The organism is Endozoicomonas montiporae CL-33 (assembly GCF_001583435.1).
Classification (GTDB): Bacteria; Pseudomonadota; Gammaproteobacteria; order Pseudomonadales; family Endozoicomonadaceae; genus Endozoicomonas_A; species Endozoicomonas_A montiporae.
Window position 1 is genome coordinate 3540031 of sequence record NZ_CP013251.1, and the last position, 20878, is coordinate 3560908.

Annotated in this window: 22 protein-coding genes and 1 pseudogene; 7 read left to right on the forward strand and 16 right to left on the reverse strand. The window is 47.0% G+C overall.

Translation table 11 applies throughout. The features are described 5' to 3' along the window. Positions 1-37: 37 nt before the first annotated feature. From EZMO1_RS16200 to EZMO1_RS16230, 7 genes are all read right to left on the reverse strand, one after another. Entirely contained in the window at positions 38-694 is a 657-nt protein-coding gene (locus tag EZMO1_RS16200; protein WP_034877177.1) for a methionine ABC transporter permease, read from the reverse strand. Continuing rightward, the gene (locus EZMO1_RS16205; protein WP_034877175.1) at positions 684-1715 is read right to left on the reverse strand and encodes a methionine ABC transporter ATP-binding protein; all 1032 of its coding nucleotides are present in this window, start codon (positions 1713-1715) and stop codon (positions 684-686) included. Before EZMO1_RS16205 ends, EZMO1_RS16200 begins: the two co-directional genes overlap by 11 nt. Before the next feature lie 297 nt (positions 1716-2012). Further along, complete coding sequence (locus tag EZMO1_RS16210; protein WP_034877172.1) at positions 2013-2732, reverse strand: sulfite exporter TauE/SafE family protein; 720 nt, start codon at positions 2730-2732, stop codon at positions 2013-2015. A gap of 93 nt (positions 2733-2825) precedes the next feature. Continuing rightward, positions 2826-3407 (reverse strand): thymidine kinase, encoded by a 582-nt coding sequence (locus EZMO1_RS16215; protein ID WP_034877168.1) that lies wholly within the window; start codon positions 3405-3407, stop codon positions 2826-2828. An 85-nt stretch (positions 3408-3492) separates the two neighbouring features. Next, positions 3493-4428, reverse strand: coding sequence for a hypothetical protein (locus EZMO1_RS16220; RefSeq protein WP_034877613.1), 936 nt, complete (start codon positions 4426-4428; stop codon positions 3493-3495). Between the two features lie 82 nt (positions 4429-4510). Beyond that, positions 4511-4894 (reverse strand): hypothetical protein, encoded by a 384-nt coding sequence (locus tag EZMO1_RS16225; protein ID WP_034877165.1) that lies wholly within the window; start codon positions 4892-4894, stop codon positions 4511-4513. After that, complete coding sequence (locus EZMO1_RS16230) at positions 4891-6036, reverse strand: hypothetical protein (RefSeq protein ID WP_034877162.1); 1146 nt, start codon at positions 6034-6036, stop codon at positions 4891-4893. The genes EZMO1_RS16225 and EZMO1_RS16230 overlap by 4 nt, the downstream gene beginning before the upstream one ends. A 106-nt stretch (positions 6037-6142) precedes the next feature. Between EZMO1_RS16230 and EZMO1_RS16235 the strand changes: the two genes are divergently transcribed. Continuing rightward, the gene (locus tag EZMO1_RS16235) at positions 6143-7543 is read left to right on the forward strand and encodes an IS1380 family transposase (protein ID WP_034873155.1); all 1401 of its coding nucleotides are present in this window, start codon (positions 6143-6145) and stop codon (positions 7541-7543) included. 205 nt (positions 7544-7748) lie between these two features. On the opposite strand, the gene EZMO1_RS26290 is transcribed toward EZMO1_RS16235, so the two are convergent. Beyond that, positions 7749-8030, reverse strand: a complete 282-nt coding sequence (locus tag EZMO1_RS26290; protein WP_145912632.1) for a hypothetical protein — start codon at positions 8028-8030, stop codon at positions 7749-7751. A 180-nt stretch (positions 8031-8210) separates the two neighbouring features. Continuing rightward, positions 8211-9560, reverse strand: a complete 1350-nt coding sequence (locus EZMO1_RS16240) for a transposase (RefSeq protein ID WP_051789206.1) — start codon at positions 9558-9560, stop codon at positions 8211-8213. A gap of 660 nt (positions 9561-10220) precedes the next feature. Here EZMO1_RS16240 and EZMO1_RS27880 point away from each other — a divergent pair. Further along, positions 10221-10794 (forward strand): annotated as a pseudogene (locus EZMO1_RS27880) (IS982 family transposase). A gap of 154 nt (positions 10795-10948) precedes the next feature. On the opposite strand, the gene EZMO1_RS16255 reads toward EZMO1_RS27880, so the two are convergent. Further along, complete coding sequence (locus tag EZMO1_RS16255; RefSeq protein WP_145912633.1) at positions 10949-11422, reverse strand: hypothetical protein; 474 nt, start codon at positions 11420-11422, stop codon at positions 10949-10951. A gap of 239 nt (positions 11423-11661) precedes the next feature. Here EZMO1_RS16255 and EZMO1_RS16260 point away from each other — a divergent pair, with 239 nt between their 5' ends. Further along, the gene (locus EZMO1_RS16260; RefSeq protein WP_034880319.1) at positions 11662-12525 is read left to right on the forward strand and encodes a CvfB family protein; all 864 of its coding nucleotides are present in this window, start codon (positions 11662-11664) and stop codon (positions 12523-12525) included. Positions 12526-12531: 6 nt separating this feature from the next. On the opposite strand, the gene idi is transcribed toward EZMO1_RS16260, so the two are convergent. Next, a complete protein-coding gene (idi, locus tag EZMO1_RS16265; protein ID WP_051790819.1) occupies positions 12532-13233 on the reverse strand; it encodes an isopentenyl-diphosphate delta-isomerase in 702 nt (233 codons plus the stop codon). Between the two features lie 217 nt (positions 13234-13450). Next, a protein-coding gene (locus EZMO1_RS28240; protein ID WP_420809906.1) for an IS1 family transposase occupies positions 13451-14208 on the reverse strand; the annotation gives its coding sequence in 2 pieces (ribosomal slippage) (positions 13451-13941 and positions 13941-14208; 759 coding nt in all). A 184-nt stretch (positions 14209-14392) separates the two neighbouring features. On the opposite strand from EZMO1_RS28240, the gene hpaR reads away from it, so the two are divergent. Next, entirely contained in the window at positions 14393-14815 is a 423-nt protein-coding gene (gene hpaR / locus EZMO1_RS16280; RefSeq protein ID WP_034877154.1) for a homoprotocatechuate degradation operon regulator HpaR, read from the forward strand. Between the two features lie 20 nt (positions 14816-14835). Here the strand turns inward: hpaR and EZMO1_RS16285 are convergent, their stop codons facing one another. Next, positions 14836-15162 (reverse strand): DOPA 4,5-dioxygenase family protein, encoded by a 327-nt coding sequence (locus EZMO1_RS16285; RefSeq protein WP_034877151.1) that lies wholly within the window; start codon positions 15160-15162, stop codon positions 14836-14838. A gap of 201 nt (positions 15163-15363) precedes the next feature. Here EZMO1_RS16285 and EZMO1_RS16290 point away from each other — a divergent pair, with 201 nt between their 5' ends. Beyond that, positions 15364-15831 carry a NanQ anomerase/TabA/YiaL family protein gene (locus EZMO1_RS16290; protein ID WP_034877148.1) on the forward strand — a complete coding sequence of 156 codons (468 nt, stop codon included), beginning with the start codon at positions 15364-15366 and terminating at the stop codon, positions 15829-15831. Between the two features lie 419 nt (positions 15832-16250). Here the strand turns inward: EZMO1_RS16290 and EZMO1_RS16295 are convergent, their stop codons facing one another. The 3 genes from EZMO1_RS16295 to tnpA form a co-directional block, all read right to left on the reverse strand. Next, positions 16251-17342 (reverse strand): Gfo/Idh/MocA family oxidoreductase, encoded by a 1092-nt coding sequence (locus EZMO1_RS16295; protein ID WP_082212208.1) that lies wholly within the window; start codon positions 17340-17342, stop codon positions 16251-16253. A 652-nt stretch (positions 17343-17994) separates the two neighbouring features. Then, positions 17995-18153, reverse strand: coding sequence for a hypothetical protein (locus tag EZMO1_RS26920; protein ID WP_160173990.1), 159 nt, complete (start codon positions 18151-18153; stop codon positions 17995-17997). A gap of 501 nt (positions 18154-18654) precedes the next feature. Further along, positions 18655-19125: an IS200/IS605 family transposase gene (gene tnpA, locus EZMO1_RS16300; RefSeq protein WP_034877142.1), complete on the reverse strand. Its 471-nt coding sequence runs from the start codon at positions 19123-19125 to the stop codon at positions 18655-18657. Positions 19126-19215: 90 nt separating this feature from the next. Between tnpA and EZMO1_RS16305 the strand changes: the two genes are divergently transcribed. Together EZMO1_RS16305 and mtnA are read left to right on the forward strand one after the other, a co-directional pair. Then, complete coding sequence (locus EZMO1_RS16305) at positions 19216-19422, forward strand: nucleoside phosphorylase-I family protein (protein ID WP_034877139.1); 207 nt, start codon at positions 19216-19218, stop codon at positions 19420-19422. Positions 19423-19672: 250 nt separating this feature from the next. Further along, positions 19673-20776, forward strand: coding sequence for an S-methyl-5-thioribose-1-phosphate isomerase (gene mtnA, locus EZMO1_RS16310; protein ID WP_034877136.1), 1104 nt, complete (start codon positions 19673-19675; stop codon positions 20774-20776). Positions 20777-20878: the final 102 nt, after the last annotated feature.

A 20878-nucleotide genomic window follows, 5' to 3' on the forward strand; every position in this document is an offset into this window, starting at 1 on the left:
TCCAAATGAGTGCTTTTATAGTTAATGACTTTTTGAGTTAATGACTTCTGTCGAAATACGTCTGCAAACGATCACCGGCAGACTGAACCAGCTGTACCAGCACAATCAGAACGACAACTGTCGCCAGCATGATCACGCCGTCAAAGCGTTGATAACCGTAACGAATACCCAGATCACCCAGACCGCCACCACCAATGGCACCCGCCATAGCTGAATAGCCAACCAGCGTCACCAGAGTAATGGTCATACCATTAATCAGGCCCGGACGGGCTTCAGGCAACAGTACCCGGGTAATAATTTGCAGAGGTGTCGCCCCCATGGCCTGTGCTGCTTCAATCAGGCCACCCGGCACTTCATTGATGGCACCTTCAGCAATACGTGCCACAAACGGAATAGCAGCCAGCGTCAGCGGTACAATCGCTGCCGTGGTTCCGATGGAAGTACCCACCAGCATTCGGGTCAGTGGAATAATCGCCACCATCAAAATAATAAACGGCACAGAACGTGTTGCATTGACCACCGCACCCAGAACCATATTAATCAACGGACTGGCCATAAAACGGCCTGGCTTGGTGATGTACAGCAGCACCCCCAACGGGATACCAAACACAAAACTCATCAGACCGGACAGACCGGTCATATAAATCGTTTCCCAGAGTGAACGAGCCAGTAATGCCCAGGAATCAGCCGACATAACCTACCACCTCTACTTGTACATTTTCGCTCAGGAAATCCAGAGACGCTTCAATGGAGGGTTCGTCTCCTGTTACCTCGACCATCAGGAAGCCCATCACCTTGTCATGAACGGTTTCAATATCCGCCTGAAGAATGACAAAATCCGTATCGAACTTTCTTGCTGCCTGAGTAATCAGGGGCTCAACCACTCGCTGACCCACAAATGTAATGCGAATCACCGGATTGGCTCCGGGTGTTTTCTCCTGCTGGAAACGGCTTTCCACTTCAGCCACAGGTTTCTCATGAATCGCACTGCGAACGAACTCACGAGCCAGTTCGGTTTTCGGATTCAGGAAAAACTGTTCAACGTCGTTTTCTTCAATCAGACAACCATGGCTTAGAATGGCTACACGATCACAAATGCTTTTCACCACATCCATTTCGTGAGTAATGATCAGTACGGTGATTTTCAGCTGACGATTAATGTCTTTCAGCAGAGCCAGAATCGAAGCAGTGGTCTGCGGGTCGAGCGCCGAAGTCGCCTCGTCGCACAACAGTACTTTAGGCTTGCTGGCCAGCGCACGGGCAATGGCTACCCTTTGTTTTTGACCACCGGATAACTGGGACGGATAGCTGTCGCGCTTGTCCGACAAACCGGTCAGTTCCAGCAACGGCAGCACCGCCTCATCAATCGCCTGACGACTGGCACCAGCCAGTTCCAGAGGCAGTGCGATGTTGTCAAACACCGTACGACTGGACAGCAGGTTGAAGTGCTGGAAGATCATGCCAATATTGCGACGGGCATCGCGCAACTGCCGGTCATTGAGCTGCATCAGATCCTGACCATCGACCATGACCTGACCCGACGTAGGCCGTTCCAGCAGATTGACACAGCGAATCAGCGTACTTTTACCGGCTCCACTGGAGCCAATAACGCCGTAAATAGAGCCTTCCGGTACTGACAGGTTGATGCCGTCCACGGCCTTCACCTCTTTGTTGCCAGCCTTGAAGACTTTGTTGAGATTTTTCAGTTCTATCATTGTTGCTCCTGCCTTTACCAAGCTCTGGCTCTTTACAGCATCACTTCGGCAGATCATTCAGGTTAGGGCTTGGCTGGAGCAGCAAACTAAACTGCAGACTCCGGTCGAGGGCAGGACGTCCATCCCGGACAAAAAAAAACCACTCTGGCTAAACAGAGTGGTTTTTCATGAATTCTTTCGATAAACCCTTCTTTTAGCGGTATTTTTAGTGCGCCCGCAAGCCAAGACAAATCAGCGCATGGGCGCAATTTATGCAATTTCGGTAGGGGATGTCAACTGTAAATCAGAAATAGCCCGTCAGATCGCCGAAATAATTGCGCTGATACCTGCCACAGAACACAGCAAAAGTAACGCTTTGCGAATCATAGCCTGATTGACGTGAGGCACCAGTTTTCTTGCCACCAGATTGCCTGCCAGCACACAGGGCACGAACATCAGGCCATATTTCAACTGCACCCAGCCAAACTGACCACTGTAGGTAAGAATCGACAATGAAATCACTGCACTGGCAACAAAATAGGCAGAAAGGTTGGCACGGATGCGTTCGCTGCTCTGGTTTTGCATCACCAGTGCCATGGGAGGCCCGCCAATGGATGAGGCCGTCCCCATGATTCCCGACACCAGTCCAGCCGAGAACAGCGTTTTGCCATTGGCCTGAACTTTATAAGGGCTGAGGCTGGCCATCACCGCAAATAACACCGACCCGCCCATAAACAACCCCATGGTGCGTTGTGAAGCAACGGTCAACAAAGCAGCCCCCAACAACGAACCCGGAATACGCCCCATGATCGCTGATTTGAGATCACTCAGCTCCACCGCATGAAGATTACGTTTTGCGGTCAGCCCACCCACCAGCATTGCCATCAGGATAATGGAGCCGGGCACCAGCTCGGGTGTGACCAGATAAAGAATCGGCGCGGCGACGATAGCCAGGCCAAAACCGATAGTTCCCTGAACCAGGGCACCAAAGAAAATCGCAACAAAAACCGTGAGTAATTCAAATAACGAAAAATCCATTTAACCAGATGCTATCGATAGGTAAATAGCTATTTTATACCGTTATAAAAAAGGAATCTGCTGCGGATTGTGCGAGGATTCAGCCTATTTAAATCACTGTTCCAGTAATTCTTTGTAGTGCTTTCTGCAAACCGACAGGTAAGTATCGTTACCTCCGATCTGTACTTGGGAACCCGATTTAACCGGACGACCATCGCCGTCCAATCGTAACTGCATGATGGCTTTCTTCTCGCACTTTTTGCAGATACTCTTTATTTCAGACAATTCATCTGCAACGGCCAGTAACACTTTGCTACCTGGGAAAGCTTCTCCAAAAGCATCCGTGCGCAAACCAAAACACAGCACCGGAATGCCCAGCTGATCAACCACTGCCGACAGTTCCCATACCTGCTGTTCACTAAGAAACTGCGCCTCATCGACCATGACACAGGTTAAACGTGACTCGTCGTGTTCATGACGGATCTGCTGCAACAGGTTTTCATTGCCGGATATAGCAACGGCCTCTTTCTGCAGTCCAATGCGAGAAGTAATTTTTCCAACACCAAAGCGGTCATCAACCATTGGCGTCAGCAGAAGTACACGCTTACCCGCCGACTCGTAATTATGAGCCGCTTGCAGCAGGTATGTGCTTTTTCCGGAGTCCATGGAAGAATAATAGAAATACAGCGAAGCCATCTAAGAGCACCATCAACAAGATGGTACTATAGTAACTCGCTAGCGGTACGGATTCTGTCCGTGAATATGCGGTTAAACAGGCAGCTTATAACTGTGAGCAAAGATTAAGTTCAAGATCGGAAAACAGCGATGACCTCAAGGCGGCTGGAGCAGCAAATGAAGAACCGATCAGCAATTTCCAGTATTTTTGCGGCCACTGTTTATCAACATCGGGGGTGTCAGCAGTGGCACTGGACAGACGCTCCTTACTGATATCAACACAATGATCACCATTAATGTCATAGCCCAGTACATTACCTTCAAAGTCATCCACCCGCTTAAGTTCGTAGGCGGCCTGAGCATGAACATCCACAAAGGGGTTATCCGCAACATAGTGACGAAGTTCGTACTCACTAGCACCCACTGTCACCACACCTTCAGCAAATGAAAACGTGTTGACCATCCCGCGTCCACCATTGCCAGAAATGGTGTAAACAGCCACTCCATAATTCACTATTTTTTCCAGCAGCAGAATAATTTCATAAGTATCATTCCACACAGGATCTTCACGTCCCATGGCGTGAATCTGTTTTTTATACCGATCAACGCTTGAGCGTTTCAGCGGTTGATCAAACGCACTGATCAAGGTGGACGACTCCCATGACAACACCAGTGCATCAAGCGGCTGAATCTGCAACCGTGCATTAATTTTCTGAAGATTACGACGAATCTCACTCATGGGTGAACGATCGTCCTGAATAGGATAAGTGATGAATGTGATGCGGGGGTGGGCAGCAATCATGCGAACAATGTCGCCATGATAGAAAGGTTCTTTGACTTCATCGTTATCGATATCCACCATGCCATACAGCCAGCTGTGGCTGGTGCGGTCTTCATCCGAGCCAAAACCATTTAGCCGTGGATAGAATCGATCCAGTATCGCGACTTTATAAATTTTTTGTCCTGGTGCAGGTAAAGATTGAGCCTGCAAATTGGTCTGAACATTAACGATCAAAAGCAGCAGAAAGATGGCCAGTCGCACTCTTACCTCCACAGCTAAAACAAACCCGAATAAAAGTCATCGGCTGTTACCCGGGCTTCTTCACAATGTGGAAAAGTAATTTTTAATTGTTCTCCAGCTCGCTGACAGAATCCGTAACCTTAGCCGTAATATCCTGCTTCCACGCCAGAGCCGGCATAACCAGTTTCTTTGTCAGCAGTTTCCATGCCTTATAGCGATCGCCTGGCTGTTTGCTGCCCTCCAGAGCTTGCAAAGGGAAGAAGATATAACTGTAGGACGACGGCTGGTTGACCTCACTGACCCTGAACAGTTTATCAACAGACAACATAATGTCGTAATCTGTCCGGTCTTCCAGAGTTTGGAATGCTTTTTTTGATACAGACCAGCGCCCGGTGCGCCCATTAAACTGTTCAAGCCTGTACGGCTTCTCAGGCTTAAGCCCTTTAAGCTTGACTTTGTGGGTCCAGAGTTTGCTCTGATTATTCACATAAGTGACGCGAAGGCCGACTTTTTCTGATTTACAACAAAGTCGGCCACCCGTTGATTTCCAAGGTCTAGAGGAAAATATATTGCACATAAGTACATTAAAAATACAGCAAAATCGACGCATTTGGACGACACATGTCTTTCGAAATGCGGCAAATTAATGTTGTAACATGGTGCTATTTTCTTATCTAAGCCTTGGGAATTCTGAAAAGTCCGAATTTTGGCATTTACAGTAAAAGTCGGTCTTCGCGTATAAGTGCCTGCAAGGTATTCTTTACCATTAACCTGAACAATGGGTAAAACCGATAGATATTGAGACAGTTGACCAGATCGATCAGGATCGATTTGCCAGCCTCTGGCCAGTCTGGCGGATGCCGAATGTCCTTTTTTACTTTTTGGAGGGCTGTCCGCCAACAAAACAGGCGTTATCTCGTTTGTATAACCTAATACCTGCTCCCAGACCGGCTGTTTATCGGACTGAAGCTTAGTAATGACATGATCCATACAATCTCTGGCTTTTTCACCACAGGAAACATCGCAAACCGACATCAACAAATGCATGACTTTCCAGCGCTCATTAATGATGCCAGCCTGATCAACAACGTCGAACAGGTAAGTCAGCCAGTCAGCATCTTTTTCCGTCAACTCATTTAAGCGACGACGGTCACCAGATACCAGATAAAACTGATTGCTATTGTAGTGATGGTTATCCAAAAGATATTGATTACGTTCTACCTGGGAAACACAGGCACCCTTGAACGAACTGCCAATATTCGTGACTTTGGACCGGTTTCCATAAAAAGGGTGATACTTAGTCACCAAAATATCTTCAGGGGCATTATGACGGGTCAGCTCAAACAGCTCGCTCAGCAAATCCAGAGACTCTCTTTTATGCAGCGTATTGCAAAGCCCATTGCTGATACCAATGCCAAAATGAGCAGAACAGCTCTCTTTTGAAACCTGTTGGCCGGAAAGTTTTCTGACATGACTGCTGGTAGAGGCATACAGAAGAGGCAGCGATTCATACAATGGTACCTTGATCTCCTTATAAGGGTTGTGATGATTCAAAATAAACTGATCGCCTTGACCATCCTTCTGTTCCCTACGTAGAATCGCAGCCCCCGAAGGCAGAAATGGAACCATGTTCTTAGCCCGAATATTTCATAAAAGGAGGCAAGTTCCGCCCAATCACTTGATATAATTGGGTCGACCAAAAGAAAGCTTCGGAAGAAGCAAACCGGAACTTGCCATGCCCAAATCTACACAAGAACAGCTTCGTTTTCATCCCTCAAATGGAAAAACCATCCGGGCAGACTTCAATGGTGGGGAGTTATCTTCTGACTTTGGCACTCTGCTGCTACGGGAAACCATTCTGCAGAGCGGTCTTATCTGCAAAATGACTGATGCCATCAATGACAGACGCCATCAATCCTATATCGACCACTCCCTGAAAGAACTTCTGGTTCAGCGGGTTCTGCAAATGGCCTGCGGCTATGAAGATGCCAACGACAGTAACCGTTTGCGTAAAGACCCTATGTTCAAACTGGCCACTGGTCGCAATCCGTTGGACAGCGATAACCATCTCGCATCAGCGCCCACTTTTACCCGGCTGGGACAATCTATGACCCGCTCCGACATTTACAGGATGGCTGAAGCATTTGTGCATCACTTTATCAGCAGTTACAAGCTGCCACCCCCGGTGATCGTTATCGATCTTGATCATACACCGGCCATTACTCATGGTGGCCAGCAGATGAACCTGTTTAATGCCAAATATCAGGACTACTGCTACTTGCCCCTGATGATTTTTGAGGGACTCAGCGGCAAGCTGATTACGGCGATTCTTCGTCCGGGGAAAACCCCAACGGGCAAGGAAAATGCAGCTATTCTCGAACGGGTCATTCGGCTGCTTCGGAAAAAGTGGCCGAAAACCCATCTACTGGTTCGGGGAGACAGCCACTTCGCTCAACCAGAGTTAATGTGGGTGGTTCAGAATGCCCCTCATTCGGATTATGTCCTGGGCAAAGGTGCAGGCCACAAAACGGCTTTGCGGCCAAAAGCCAAAGAGTTGTTGGATGAAGCGCGTCAAGCTCTGAAGGTCAAGACTGAGCTGGCAAGACTGAACAACATGCCAGAACCTGATCGGCTCAGACTTTACGGGGAAGCAGAATACCAGGCCAAGAGCTGGAAAGGTCTCGATACCCGGATAATTTACAAGGCGGAGGTCAACCAAAAAGGCGACAACCCTCGTTTCATTGTGACGTCGATGAAGGAAGCTTCTCCAGAGGTAATTTATGAAGAGCTTTACTGTCCAAGAGGACAGGATGAGAACTTCATCAAACATCTGAAAAGTGATCTGTCCGGCGACAGATTGTCCGATCAGGGCTTTTTGGCTAACCATTTGAGAATGTTTTATGCCTGTGCCGCTTATGTTTTGCACTATGAGTTAAGAACCAAGACTTTGAAAGGTACGGAGCTGGAAAAAGCGCAGCCATCAACGGTGATCATGAAGCTCTGTAAAGTTGCAGTCAAAGTGGTTGAATATAAAGACCGAATTAAACTTCATCTGCCGCGTAGCTGCCCATTCAAGAGGCTTTTGCAGCATGTGACAGAAGTCTTTTACCAGATGCCGATACTTCGACCGGGGTAGCAACTTTCATAAGACTCAATCAAGGTACATAGCAACCAGATGAAAGAGCCTTGGGGCTTTCCGTTATCCTGAAATAGCAGGATTCGTTGATTAGCGTCTAATCTGTAAGCAAGTATGGGCTGCAATGTCTTTCACATGGTTAACAGAGCAACAGGCTTGCGGAAAAGTCCAAAATTAAGAGGATGGGATGGTAGTTGCTGCTTGTTTATGAAATATCCGGGTTAGTGTGATCAAAAGAAAAAACCGTAAACTGAAGTAATTTATTCAAAAGATAAATGTTGTAGCGTCCTTCTTTCAGACCATCAATAACAACATTAACTTCTCTGTGGATGCGATCCGAAGCGGTTACCATCTGGCCAGATAATCCAGAAACATGGATGGGGAAAACAACGGGTGACGATAAACTTAAATCGCCTCTAACCTGTCGTAGTAGTGCAAGCCCCGGACCTTCTGCTTTATTATTTTTTTCTCGTTTTGCGATGGTCATCAGGTACTTTGCAATATCTGTCGAAAGCAACCAGTTCAGCTAATCCCGCACAACATACGCCTTAAGTCGTATTAAAACTGATTGGTCGTACAGATAATTGATGAGCACATAAAAACTGCCTCACGCTTTTCGTGCTCCTTTTCCAGTTTGTTTACCCTGAAACCCCGGCTACGATGATCGCTATGATGTGTCGAACTGGATCTTTCTTGCAGCAGTACCGTGAATGATCGCTTGGAACATCTCCTCCCAACTCTCAATCAGCCAGGAAAGAAAGTAACGCAGAATCAATTTCCAGAGATAGGTGCGTGTTCCACGCGCCCTTAGTTTCAGGGCTTTCTGGAAGACCGGGCAACATAGTTGCTGTATTTGATCCACCAGGAAAGCCAGGAAGGTCAGGTAAGCCAGATTGGTTGCCAGGTGCTGCTCACCGTGACCATAGTTGTGTTCAAGTTCGTAGCCTTGGTTCTTCAGGGTATTGAAGGTTTCATTTTCTATGTGCCAACGACATCTTCCTCCTTCGGCTGTGGGGAGTACAGTTTCTTCGGTTAACGGGATGTCGGTTATCCAGCCCCAGGTGTGCCGTTTGCCTTTCTTGTCTGTTTCGACGTAATCAAGCACATTGACGATTTCAACCGGTTCAGTCTTGTTCAGGGGAACCCCATTGGCATAACGGCACCAGTGTTTGGCACCGTTGCCGTCAGTCATCTCAAATCGTTTGACATCGCCCTTCTGATCCAGCGCATCCATAGCCTCAATCATCGAAGTGTGATTGCCATCTTTGGCAACAATGATGTAGTGCCACCCATAACTTCTTATCAGTCGAACTGTCGGGCCATCAGCGTAGAGACCGTCCAGCACAATAACCAGCTTCAATTGTGGGTGATCTCGCTTGATGTCTGAAAGGAGACGTTTGAGGGCATTTTTTTCACAGTCATTCTTGGTTGTGCCATCTTGGTGAACAATGGGCTCGGGGGCCAGAGGCAATACGGTTTCTCTGTCAGGATGGACAATGCAGGCGGCCAGCATCTGGTGATAGTAAGCTTCATTGGCCTTACCTTCATTTTTTATACAGCACTCCTGACAGCGGCACTTGCCTGAGTAGTAAAGCCCTGTCCCATCAATGGCTAACAGGTAATGATCCTTCAGGCCGGCGCAAGAAAAGCGGAAGCCCTTGAGCCCTCCACCCCGCTGTACTTCATTGAACAGCAGCTTGAAAGGTTCTCTCATTGCCCCTGGATCTACAGGATCAAGGGTGGAGCGCATGTAAGTGTCACAGGGTATCCTGCCTTGAACCCGGTATAGATGCTTCAAGTTGAACTTGAGTTCTTCGGTTTCCCGCTCACGGTCAAACTCCAGCAAGGATGGGTACTTGAGGTGCATCATAGCGAAAGCCGACATCAAGGTGTCCAGCAATGAAATCTTGTCTTTACGGCGGTTTGGGCGGTGGTCTGGAATGCTGTCGAAGCTGTCGTAGATCATCTGGATCATGCTGTCGAGGCACAGATGCTTTCGTGGTTTATGATCAGGCATGGCTCTGAATAACTGATTACGGTCGTCTATCCCCCAAAATTAGACGCAAAAGTCTGCGAATGCTTCAATTTTCTACGCTGCTGAATCCCTTGTGATTACTGGTTGTAATTGAAAGTGCGGGATTAGCTGCAACCAGTTTTCGGTTTTACGGAACTGCGCAACCAGCTGATGAATACAGGAAAAATTGAACCCTACACTGTTGACACCGACCTGAACACCACACGTTAACCGCGCGGCATCTGATATTGATTCTATAACGCGAAGGACGACTTTTTTGACTTCTCATGAGGCATGACTACACCAACATCTGTATACAAAGACAGATTGCTAAAATAGCCGGTGACAGTCATGCCCATAGAAGAGTTTATCATTAATGTCTTTTGTCTGATTGATGACCTGTTCAAAGAGCTTTTCCCGAAGCCATTAAGAACTCGTGGTTTCAAGCCCAAGCTCACTGATAGTGAGGTGATCACCATAGAAATTGTCGGTGAGTGGCTTGGCTATCATAAGGACAAGGATATCTGGCGGTACTTTCGACGACACTGGCTGCACCTCTTCCCCAATATACCGGCCCGAACAAAACTGGCCTCACAAGGGGCGAATCTCTGGGCCGTAAAGCAAAAAATCACTGAACGATTAGTAAAGTTATTGGGTGCTGACATGGATGATGTTCACCTGATCGATGGCTTCCCTATAGAGGTTTGCAACAGAGCCAGGGCAAAGCGGCGAAAGATTTTTAACGACGAAGTGGCCTATGGCTACTGTGCATCCAAAAAGAAATCATTTTTTGGTTTTCAGGGTCACCTATTAATTTCGATGACAGGGATACCTGTTTCTCTGAGTTTGACCTGCGAACGTTGACGAAAGAGATGCCGCTTACGACTTGATAGAAACTATTGCCGGATTGCTGCTGGGTGATAAAGGCTACATCAGGCCGATTTTCAGAGAAGATTGCGAAGCTATTGGCATAGACCTGCAAACACCCTTGAGGAAAAACATGAAGGATAGCCGTCCCAAAAAGTTCGTAAAACTGATTATGCGAGTTCGGCGCAGGGTTGAAACAGTCATAGGGCAGCTGGCGCATTACTTCGATATTGAGTACAGCGGCTGTCGTAACATGTGGCATATGACCGCACGGATAGCCCGCAAGCTGCTGGCCTATAACGTGGGCGTGTTCCTGAATGTGCAGGCAGGGAAGCCTGCTATTCAATTCGAGAACTTGATAGCCGCTTGAAAAGTTGATCTCCGCCATGAAAGGGCTGGTGTTTAAAAAATAACTTATCGTCCGTCCGTAAAGTAGTAATTTCTGCCCTACCTGTTAAAAGTCGGTCTTCGCGTAACTCTATGAAGGGTAATACATTGTGTACGAATTTTCTTGAGTCAGTGGTCTATAGCTTTTGAAACAGCCTCTGAGAAGCTGAAGAATGCTGCGCCTCATTAAAAGTCGCACCACTATCGAAAATGCCTGAAGATTCAGCAGCACTCACCAATTCTTCCGGATCTAAATAAGAGCCTGAAGATGAGAACCTATCATTGTACATGCGAATGACAGAGCTCAGATCCTGGTTGATTTGCTGATCATTTGGGTTAATCAAATATCCGTGACTAATCATGGCACTAAACAAGCGATCCCGAACACCGTCTTGATTAAAATAATCCACGACTCTTTTGTTGTTATTAACCTGCAGCAGCTGGTTTAGGCGACTATCAAAATCAGACCGCCCGTTAAGCCCTGCACCGGACTCCAAAGCAAACAGCAAAATCAGGCTACCAAGCCCAAAGGTCAGCAACCTTCTCCCATATTTACCCAAGGTAAAACATTCCCTCAGATCAACATAGCCGATCGTTTTTTTTATTTTCATGACTTTGATTAACACCTTCATGCAGAAACACATCAAAGACTGTTGATACCCGTTCACTCCGGGCATTCGTCCTGCTCAAAACGGAACGCCAAGCAGTCTAGACCATAAAAAGAACCATCATTCATCTACCCTGATGCATTGACTATCAACTTCGAACATCACTTATTGGTAGCAATATCCATTTGCTCGCACCCGGATGAGGTTTATACTCGGCGCCACTTTTACTCAGGACTGCTTTTATGACTGAACAGTTTGTTAAAATTGGACGCCAGAACCGCCTGAAGGTCGTTGACAAGGTGGGCTTCGGTGTATTTCTGGACGGTAAGCAGTTTGACGAAATCCTTCTGCCCAAACGCTTTGTGCCAGAAGGCTGCTCGGTGGGTGATGAAGTAGATGTATTTGTCTACCTCGACTCCGACGATTGCCTGATTGCCACCACCGAAACACCGCTGGCCCGGGTGGGTGAGTTTGCCAGCCTTATGGTTAAACAGGTGAATCCGGTGGGGGCGTTTCTGGATTGGAACCTGGGCAAAGACCTGCTGTGCCCTTACCCGGAACAGAAAACCCGGATGGAAGCAGGAAAGTCCTATGTCGTGTATCTGTATCAGGATGACCAGAGCCGTCGCATTGTTGCTTCCAGCAAAATCAACCGTTTCCTGAGCCAGCAAAAGCCCACCTACAAAAACGGTCAGCCTGTCTCACTGCTGATCAGTGACCGCACCGATCTTGGTTATATGGCGATTATTAACAACCGCCACCAAGGTTTGATCTTCGATCAGGACGTTCAGGAGTCTGGTAAAGCGCTGTCTATTGGCGACCATCTGGATGGTTTTATCAAACGGGTTCGTGACGACGGTAAAATTGATTTGAGCCTTAAAAAGCCGGGCTTTGATAAAAGCGCCGTGTCCGGTCTGGGTCAGGCGATACTGGATCAACTGAATGCCAATAATGGTTTTCTGCCCATTAACGACAAAACTGATCCTGCTATTATTCGCAAACAGTTTAGCGCCAGTAAACGCAGTTTTAAAATGGCACTGGGCGGCTTATACAAACAGCGCCTGATTACCATCGAAGAGAAAGGCATTCGCGCTGTTACAGAGTAACCGTACTCAAACCCTGATGATCCGCTGATCAGCCAATTGCTCCAGGGCCTTCTGATCCTGAATATGTGGCCACCAGCCCGGCAACAGCTGTTCGGCAATAATCCGGAACCAGGGAGCCACAAGAACCTCTTGGCTCAAGAGCAATTCAGCCAGTTCATCACGGGACACCCAACGGACAGATTCAACCTCGTTGGCATTCAGAGCCAGTGTCACACTGGCTCTGGCAATGAGGATATGATCCAGTTCTTCTTCAACCCAGCCATTACCGGATTCTGCCCGATAATGCAGGCGGGTCATGGCCGTAAAGTCGCCTTCTACCAGTTCATCCCTGATCCCCAGCTCCTGAGCCAGTTTCCTGATAGCTGCCCGTTTCACCCCTGCACTGCCATCCGTTTCCAGTTCATCTTCTGAATAAAGCGGGTGGGAACAGCAGGTATTTGCCCAATAGCCGGGAAAGGTAATTTTGTCAGCAGAGCGTTTCTGAATCAGCAGTTGCCCCTGTTCATTAAACAGCAACACACTGAACGCCCTGTGCAATACACCGGTACCAACATGAGCATGGTATTTGGACACGCTGCCTGTTACCTCATCACCGGCTGTCACCCGGATGAGTAATTCCCCCATCAGGTCAGCCTGTTGCTGGTCATCAGCATGGCTATCGAGATAATGCTTCAGGGTATTTTCCTGTTCAGGAAAAGAGGCAGGCATAAAAGGAAGACTCCATTATTGAGAAGAACAATTGTACAAGGTAGCTGATTTTCGGCGAAACCATGCAGGATTAACCATCATCAGATAGTGAAGCCACTTGAGGTTGTCCGAAAAAAGCGCCAGAGAATACCTGAATTCCTGACCCGTTGCCAAAGAAGGCTCTGACTCCCTCATTCCCATCCGTTAACAAAAAACGGTCGGTAGTGGGCCAGAACTGTTATATCGCGTGAATATTGACCCCAAACTCAACTTTATTAATCAATAATCCAATAACAATATCGTGCATCTTTTCGAGCTTTGAAAAACAAATTGTCTTTCTGGCCAACCGTTTAATCCAAGTCCGAAAATTAAGGTTTTTACGCTCTATCTTCTGAGTGTTTGCTTTACCAATAATATGCATGTTTTCATCAAGGTGTCGCTCATAGGCTCCCCAATCATCGGTGTAAAATTTATTAATACCAAATGGCTTCAGAAGTGTTTTGAGTTCTTTAAAAACTTCATCTTTCCGTTTTCCGAAAACATAAGCAAGCACGGTATTTGTAGCGTGATCAACAGCATACCAAAGCCAGCGTTGGTTCGATTTATCATGAACATACGACCACTGCTCATCTAGCTCAGCCTCTTGGCAGACAAGCCCTACATGAATAATTGCATCTGACTTGAGATCAATAGTTTGAATATTTGGGTTGACCTTTACCAGACCGCTTTCTTTTTTTTTAGAGTCTTTATTACTGTTGTCTTGCTTATTCCGAGTACTTTACTTGTATCCCTGATTCCGCTGCCATTTATTGCCATATCGATGATTTTTTCTTTAACGCCAGGCTCACAGGCCTTGTAGCGATATTCAAGCATGAAGGTTTTGATTTCACATTTGTCATTACAGCAATAGTATCGTGGAACATCATGAGTGCTGTATCCGAAAGGCCGAACTTGGTTACTGCCACATGTTGTACAGAGGACTTGCGTAAGGCACATTTTTAAACCGCATTTTTCAAAGTTGCCGAATGTCGTATTTTAGCAGACAGGGCTAGAATCACAGAACTGTGCCACTACCAAACGGTCAACAGGTCGTAAAAAGCGCTCATATTTTAATCAAAGACTTGATTATCCTCTCTAAGATGAACACAATCGGCACCCTCCTACTAAAGCAGTATTCCCCATGCGTAAATACGAAAACTCTTTACCCCTGAAATTGCTGAAAGCGCGTGAAGCGGCTATGAGCTTTTTTCGCCCCATGCTTCAGGAGCACTCGATTACCGAACAACAGTGGCGTGTACTGAGGGTATTGAATGACCATGAGGAAATGGAAACCAAACAGTTAGCCGAAACCTGCTGCATTCTCAGCCCCAGCCTGACAGGCATTATCCAGCGACTGGAGCAGCAGGAATACGTACAGCGTCGTAAGTCTCCCGACGACCACCGTCGTACCCTGATCAGTGCCACAGAAAAAGCCCGCAGCCTGCTGGAAGAAATGGCACCGGAAGTTGACGCCAGCTACAACAAGCTCACCAGTAGCCTGTCGAAAGAAAAAATGGAAATCCTTAACGAACTGCTGACCGATGTCAGTCAGATTAAGCCCTGATCAGGGCTTAAATCCCCCCTCTACAGCTTGTCCAGATCCAGCGTTTCCTGATTTCCCAGCCAGAACACGTACTCGGTATGATCTCTGATATCATCGCCGGTCAGCCCGTGAACCATCACCGTCAGACTGTTCCGGTTTACCAGTAGCCAGGGAATCAGTTCTCCGAACCGCCCGGCACTGAAAGCCAGCTGGCAACTTCCTCTCGGGTGTGGCCCAACCGGCTGACTGTGCAATCGTCCCATTTTAAGATTGAAGCGCTCATCGGCGGCTCTGCATAATGATTCAGCCACCGCATATTCGTCAGGATCAAAATAGATATGGGCGTGATACCCTTTAATGGTGTCCACTGCCTTTCCTCCGTACGAATAAAATCTGTTGATTGTTTTTTATCTTGTCACAGATCAATTTTTTTTCTGGCCAACGCCATTATTTTAAAAGAACTCTGCACGCTTATCACTGAGTATCAATGAGCTGTCGTACAAAAAATTCAACAGACAGACTCAGCCTGTATCGGATTCCTTTTCCAATAACGCTATAACGAGAACGATATGATTACCGGTAATCTGAAAGACATCGACGATATCCACCAGTTTAACCCCATCATCAAGATGGCAATGAAAGACATCATTGCCAGGATGGATGATGCTCTGACCGCCTGCAAACGTTACGAAGTGATGGGCGAAGACCTGTACTGGTACTCAGACACCCTCGAAGGTTGTGACTGTGAGGAAACCTCGCCGGAATTTCATGACCAGTACGTCGATATTGAAGTGGTACTGAAAGGCCGTGAAGTGATTGGTTATTCAGAAAATAATCAATACGACACAGTGACTGATGATCATATTCTGGATCAGGACGTTGCCTACGTAGAAGGCATCAAAGATGAAAGGTACCTGTCTCTGGGCGAAGGCGACTTTGCCATTTTCTACCCAGGAGACATTCATCGCCCCTGCTATCGCAAGGATGATAAGAAAATTCAGAAGGCTGTGATCAAGATTAACAAAACCCTGCTATGACTCATCACGATTAGCTCAAGGGCAGTTTCAAAAGACTCGGAGAGACGTAGTTGAATATCGTCACGGATCTTGAATCAATCAACGACCACTTCGATGGTATTTTTTCTTTTTTATCTTACCGAGAATCCGGTAATCCCTATACCTCGCTAGAGCGATTTTGAAAGAGTCAGAATACGACGCCTTTCTCACAATGCTGTCGCTGTGTTCACAAACAAGCGTAGAACCAGCACAAAGGAAGCCCCCCAACTTTAGGAGGCTGTCGCAAAAGTCCTGAAAACGCGAAGTATTAAAACTTCGTCGTTCCCGCGCAGGCGGGAACCCACCATAAATAGTGGATCTCCGCATTCGCAGAGATGACGATTGAGAGTTAATTCCGTCATTCCATTACTTTTGCTACAACCTCTTAGTTGGGGGAGTTGTCAGGGCGCAGCACTTTCAGCGGGATATTGAACATCAATCCAGTCGCGATTCAGTCTGGACGTTTCGGCTGCCGCACCAGCTGCACACATTTGAGCCATTCGCCAAGGATTGTTCAAGGTTCGTTCACCTTGTTGCAAGGCGTTAAAAAATGCGATAACCGACTCATGAATACCTGGCCAACCTGCAACTGGAAGGATTGGGTCTACCTGCTTCTGCGACCACTCAGGATTCGCTCTGGTGCGCCATTTCAGGTTGCCAGTAAAGTAGCTGGCTACCAGGTCTCCCTCCGTACCATGTACCGTCAGTGTGGTCTCGTCACTGGCCACAGCCGCAGCAATATTGGCTCTTAAAGTCGCGGAAAAAGTACCAAAATCCAGTACCGCGAGGCTTTGGTTCTGACTAAGACTGCTGATATAGTCGGAATCTTCAAGCACCATGACCCGTTTGGGCAGTTTGCCTGACACCCGTGAGATAACATCAAAATACCAGGGCGCAATATTATTGATCAGGGACAGCTCACAGTCAGGAATTGGTCCCCAGTTTGAGTTCAGCTCCAGAGATATATGACGAATGTCGCCAATGAGATTGTCATTGATCAGATCAGAAGTCTGCTGAAACACCGGGGTATAAACCAGTTCCGTATCACCGTGAAGCAGTTGAGAAGCATTCTGCAAAACGTCCAGCATCGCCGGAATACGTTCTGGCTGATTAGAAATGGGCGGTTCATAAAAAATAGCAACCCCGGTTTCAATAGCCTGCCTCAGGTAGCTTTCATGCAATTCATCAGGTACTGCAATGAACAGGGCATCCAGGCTTTCTTGCGCTAACAGTTTTGTGAAGTCCTCGTACAGGGAAAGGTGCGCACCAATATCCTCTCTGGCCTTATCGAGGGTTGCTTTGCTGCGGGCGCAGACGGCCACAATTTCTGCTCGACCATCCTTTTGAATCGCTGGACCATAAGCTTCCCTTCCCCACCAGCCGTACCCAACAGAGCCACTCTTAAAGGGGCGCTGACGGATGAAGAAGAATCTTTTAACTTGTTGTTCATGGGATTTTACACCTGAGAAGAAAAAATACGGAGATCCAAGGATTGTAGCTGGATCATTTCATTTTGGGAGAGAGGCTGATAGTTGGATAAAACCATCATATTGACTATTTTTTAACCTGCGTGTTCTGGCTCTGATTTTAATGGTTTCGGGCAGGAAGTCTACTCCTAATCCTGTTAGAATTTTCATCAATAATAATCACAAAAATTTTGTAAGACGCTGTTTTAAAAGCTATAGACCACTGACTCAAGAAAATTCGTACACAATGTATTGTATTACCCTTCATATAGTGACAGTATTTCTGGAGAAATATTACTTGCCTGTATGATCAAGCACTTTAAGAAAATCCTAAGGTTTGGGCAGACTGCGGTTACAGAGGGTATCTGGAAGAGTGGTTTTATCGGAGAAAGCCGAGACGAGAGCTGGAAATCACAAAGCGCCCACGGGGTAAATTTGTTGTGCAAGCCAGGCGATAGGTCGTAGAGAGAACCTTTGGGTGGCTTGAAGATGGAATTGGTATAAGGGGCTGGTTTAGTTTTAAAACAGCCTCTTATGGGACTAGCAACACAGAATATACCAACTTACCTCATTCCCACGAAGGTGGGAATCGACCACGAATCGGGATAGGGTGGAGCCTCGCGGCTCCACTCCTCCCACAACACCCAGCGTACGGGTCCGTACTGGGCGTTTCGGTTAGTTAAGCGTCTACCATCAGCACAAACATGACAATGGAAGGGTCAGTGATACAAGACATATGACTCACACCACCCGCCGGGCTTTTGTAATCCTGTAATGCCGATATAGTCTCAGCTCTTATGACCTTGCAGCTTTCGGTTCCGCCGTCACCGCTTGGCATGAGCACCAGTGTTTGCTGGCCTTTGTCTGCGTCCGATATATCGAGAAACAGAAACTAATCACCGCTCTAACCGTTCAGGCCTTCACTGACTTCGCCAGCTACTATGCCGTCTGCTGACTTCTGTATGGCGATCAGGACATCTTACGATGACCTCAGTCTGAAATATCAGACACCAGACAGACCTCCCGAGGTAAGTTACACCGCCTTCCCTGCACAACTGCCGGATTTACTGTCCGAGTGTCCGGATGAGTATGGGACTTCGTCATCACATGCTGACTCGTCCTCACGCAGACAGCCTCATATCCGATTTCTATTCGTCAGCTCGCAGTTTTGCTCCACACTGCCTTCAGTCTGCACCTCGCGATACAAACCTTGTGCTTCGCTAGCCCTTCGCCCTCATCTGGCTGGGCAGGGGACTTTCACCCCCAAGCTGTGCAACATGCTCGGCACACTTGAACTACCTCGCAGCAAGCTGCGAGGTATCTATGCATAGTCGCAAGTTCACTGCATGAACAAGCTCATTTGATTTGGGTTCATTGGTGACCTATATAGCTGTTGATAGTCGTTATTTCCTTGATTCTTAACATATTTAGCTATTACGTCTTCTCCAGCATTCTGCCCTACTGTCGTCATAAAATAACCGGAACTCCATAACGCACCACCCCATAGCTCCTTCCTTACTTCTGGGTTGCGTTTAAATATTTCTCTCGCCGTAATGCTTTTTACCGTTTGGACAATATCCTTAGGACTTAGCGTTGGTACTGACTGTATCAAAAAGTGGACATGATCCTTGTCTGTTCCAATTTCCAAAAAATATATCTCATAACGGTCAGTTATATCTAAACAAACTTTCTTGAGTGTGTCGTCTACATCTGCACTGAACACTACTCGTCTATATTTTGCAGGGCAGACTAAATGATACATAAGTACAGTTACATTGTGAGATTTTCGGATAAAACTGCTTTTAGCCATCTCTCCAATGTAGACACAAACCCATGCTGCGGCTAACGCCGCAGAATCGCAGCAAGCTGCGGGGAATCAGACCCTAGGCTTCGCATTGAAATGGAAGCCTCTGCCATCTTTACCACTGCGCATCGTAAGGGGATTCGTGCCGCGGCTATTTATGGTGCCTCGGTGAACCTGGCGACTAACGAAATTTATTACGATGATGGTACCAAGGAAAGTGATAACCAGAAGCTGGTTCAGGCGTGGGAAGATGAAATTCAAATAGTGCTAGAAGCGATTTATCGCTTTGAAAATCAAAAATAAGTTTCAACTAAATTAGTTTCATTTAACCTGAAAACGGACAGGCAATTCTATTACCTGCCCGTTTTCTTTTATTCAGCATTTTCCTTTCAAACTATTTCTATTCACTCGCCCTCATACAAACGCTAATCATTTATTTAAAAAATAATTTTTCGTTCATGACAATTGTCATTTTTGCCACACACATTAATGCCTACCATAAAGTTGCATTTACGTTCGACTCTGAACCCACCGCATTATTAAAGGCAGTTCTATGAAAATTGATGGCAAGCAATACCGTTCCGTCTGGCTTTCTGACGATAAAAAAAGTATCCATATTTTTAATCAGGAACGGCTTCCCTACAGTCTGGAAATTCTTACTCTCAGCACAATGGCAGAAGCTGCAGACGCTATTGTTACTATGAAAACCAGAGGGGCTCCACTCATCGGCGTGGTTGGTGCCTACGGCCTTGCCTTTGCCATCAGCGAAGATACCAGTGACAGGCATATAGAAGACAGTTACAAGGTGCTTGTTGAAACACGTCCAACGGCCATTAACCTGAAATGGGCACTACAGCGACTGAAACAGGCTGTTTTAAACGTGCCAGAAATATCCCGAAAAGAACTGGCTTTCAAAGTCTGTGCAGACATTGCTGACGAGGATGTAGAGCTCTGCAAAAACATTGGTATTCATGGTCTTGAACTGATCAAGCAGATCGCTGCAGCCAAACCAGAAGGCGAAACCGTTAATATTATGACCCATTGCAACGCGGGCTGGTTAGCAACCGTCGATTGGGGAACCGCTTTGGCTCCTATTTATATGGCGTATAACGAAGGCATCGATGTACATGTCTGGGTTGATGAAACCAGACCCCGTAATCAGGGCACACTGACCGCATTCGAACTTGGCAAACACGGCGTAAAACATACTCTTATTGCTGATAATGCAGGCGGCCACCTGATGCAGCATGGTGAAGTGGATATGGTCATTGTCGGTACCGACCGGGTTACTGCTAATGGCGATGTCTGCAATAAAATTGGCACCTACCTGAAAGCACTGGCCGCGAAAGAGAATCGGGTTCCTTTCTATGTTGCCCTGCCCTCTCCTACGATCGACCCTGAAGTGGCTGACGGCGTAAAAGAAATTCCTATCGAACAGCGTGCCGGTCAGGAGCAGTCCCACGTGCAGGGTATAACAGAACTGGGAAAGCGGGGTATCGTTAATACCGCACCTGAAGGAACCCGTTGCGCTAACTATGCCTTCGATGTCACACCGGCAGAGCTTGTAACCGGGTTAATCACTGAGCGTGGTTTCTGTGATGCCAACAGACAATCCATAAAGAAGATGTTTCCGGAATTGCTTTCATCTTCCAAGTAATAAATTAACCACTCAATGCTCCGGAGTTTATTCCGGAGTATTCAACCAAAGCTTCTCAACATAATCTCAATACAAAGAGGCGCTGATGAAAACGAAGTATAT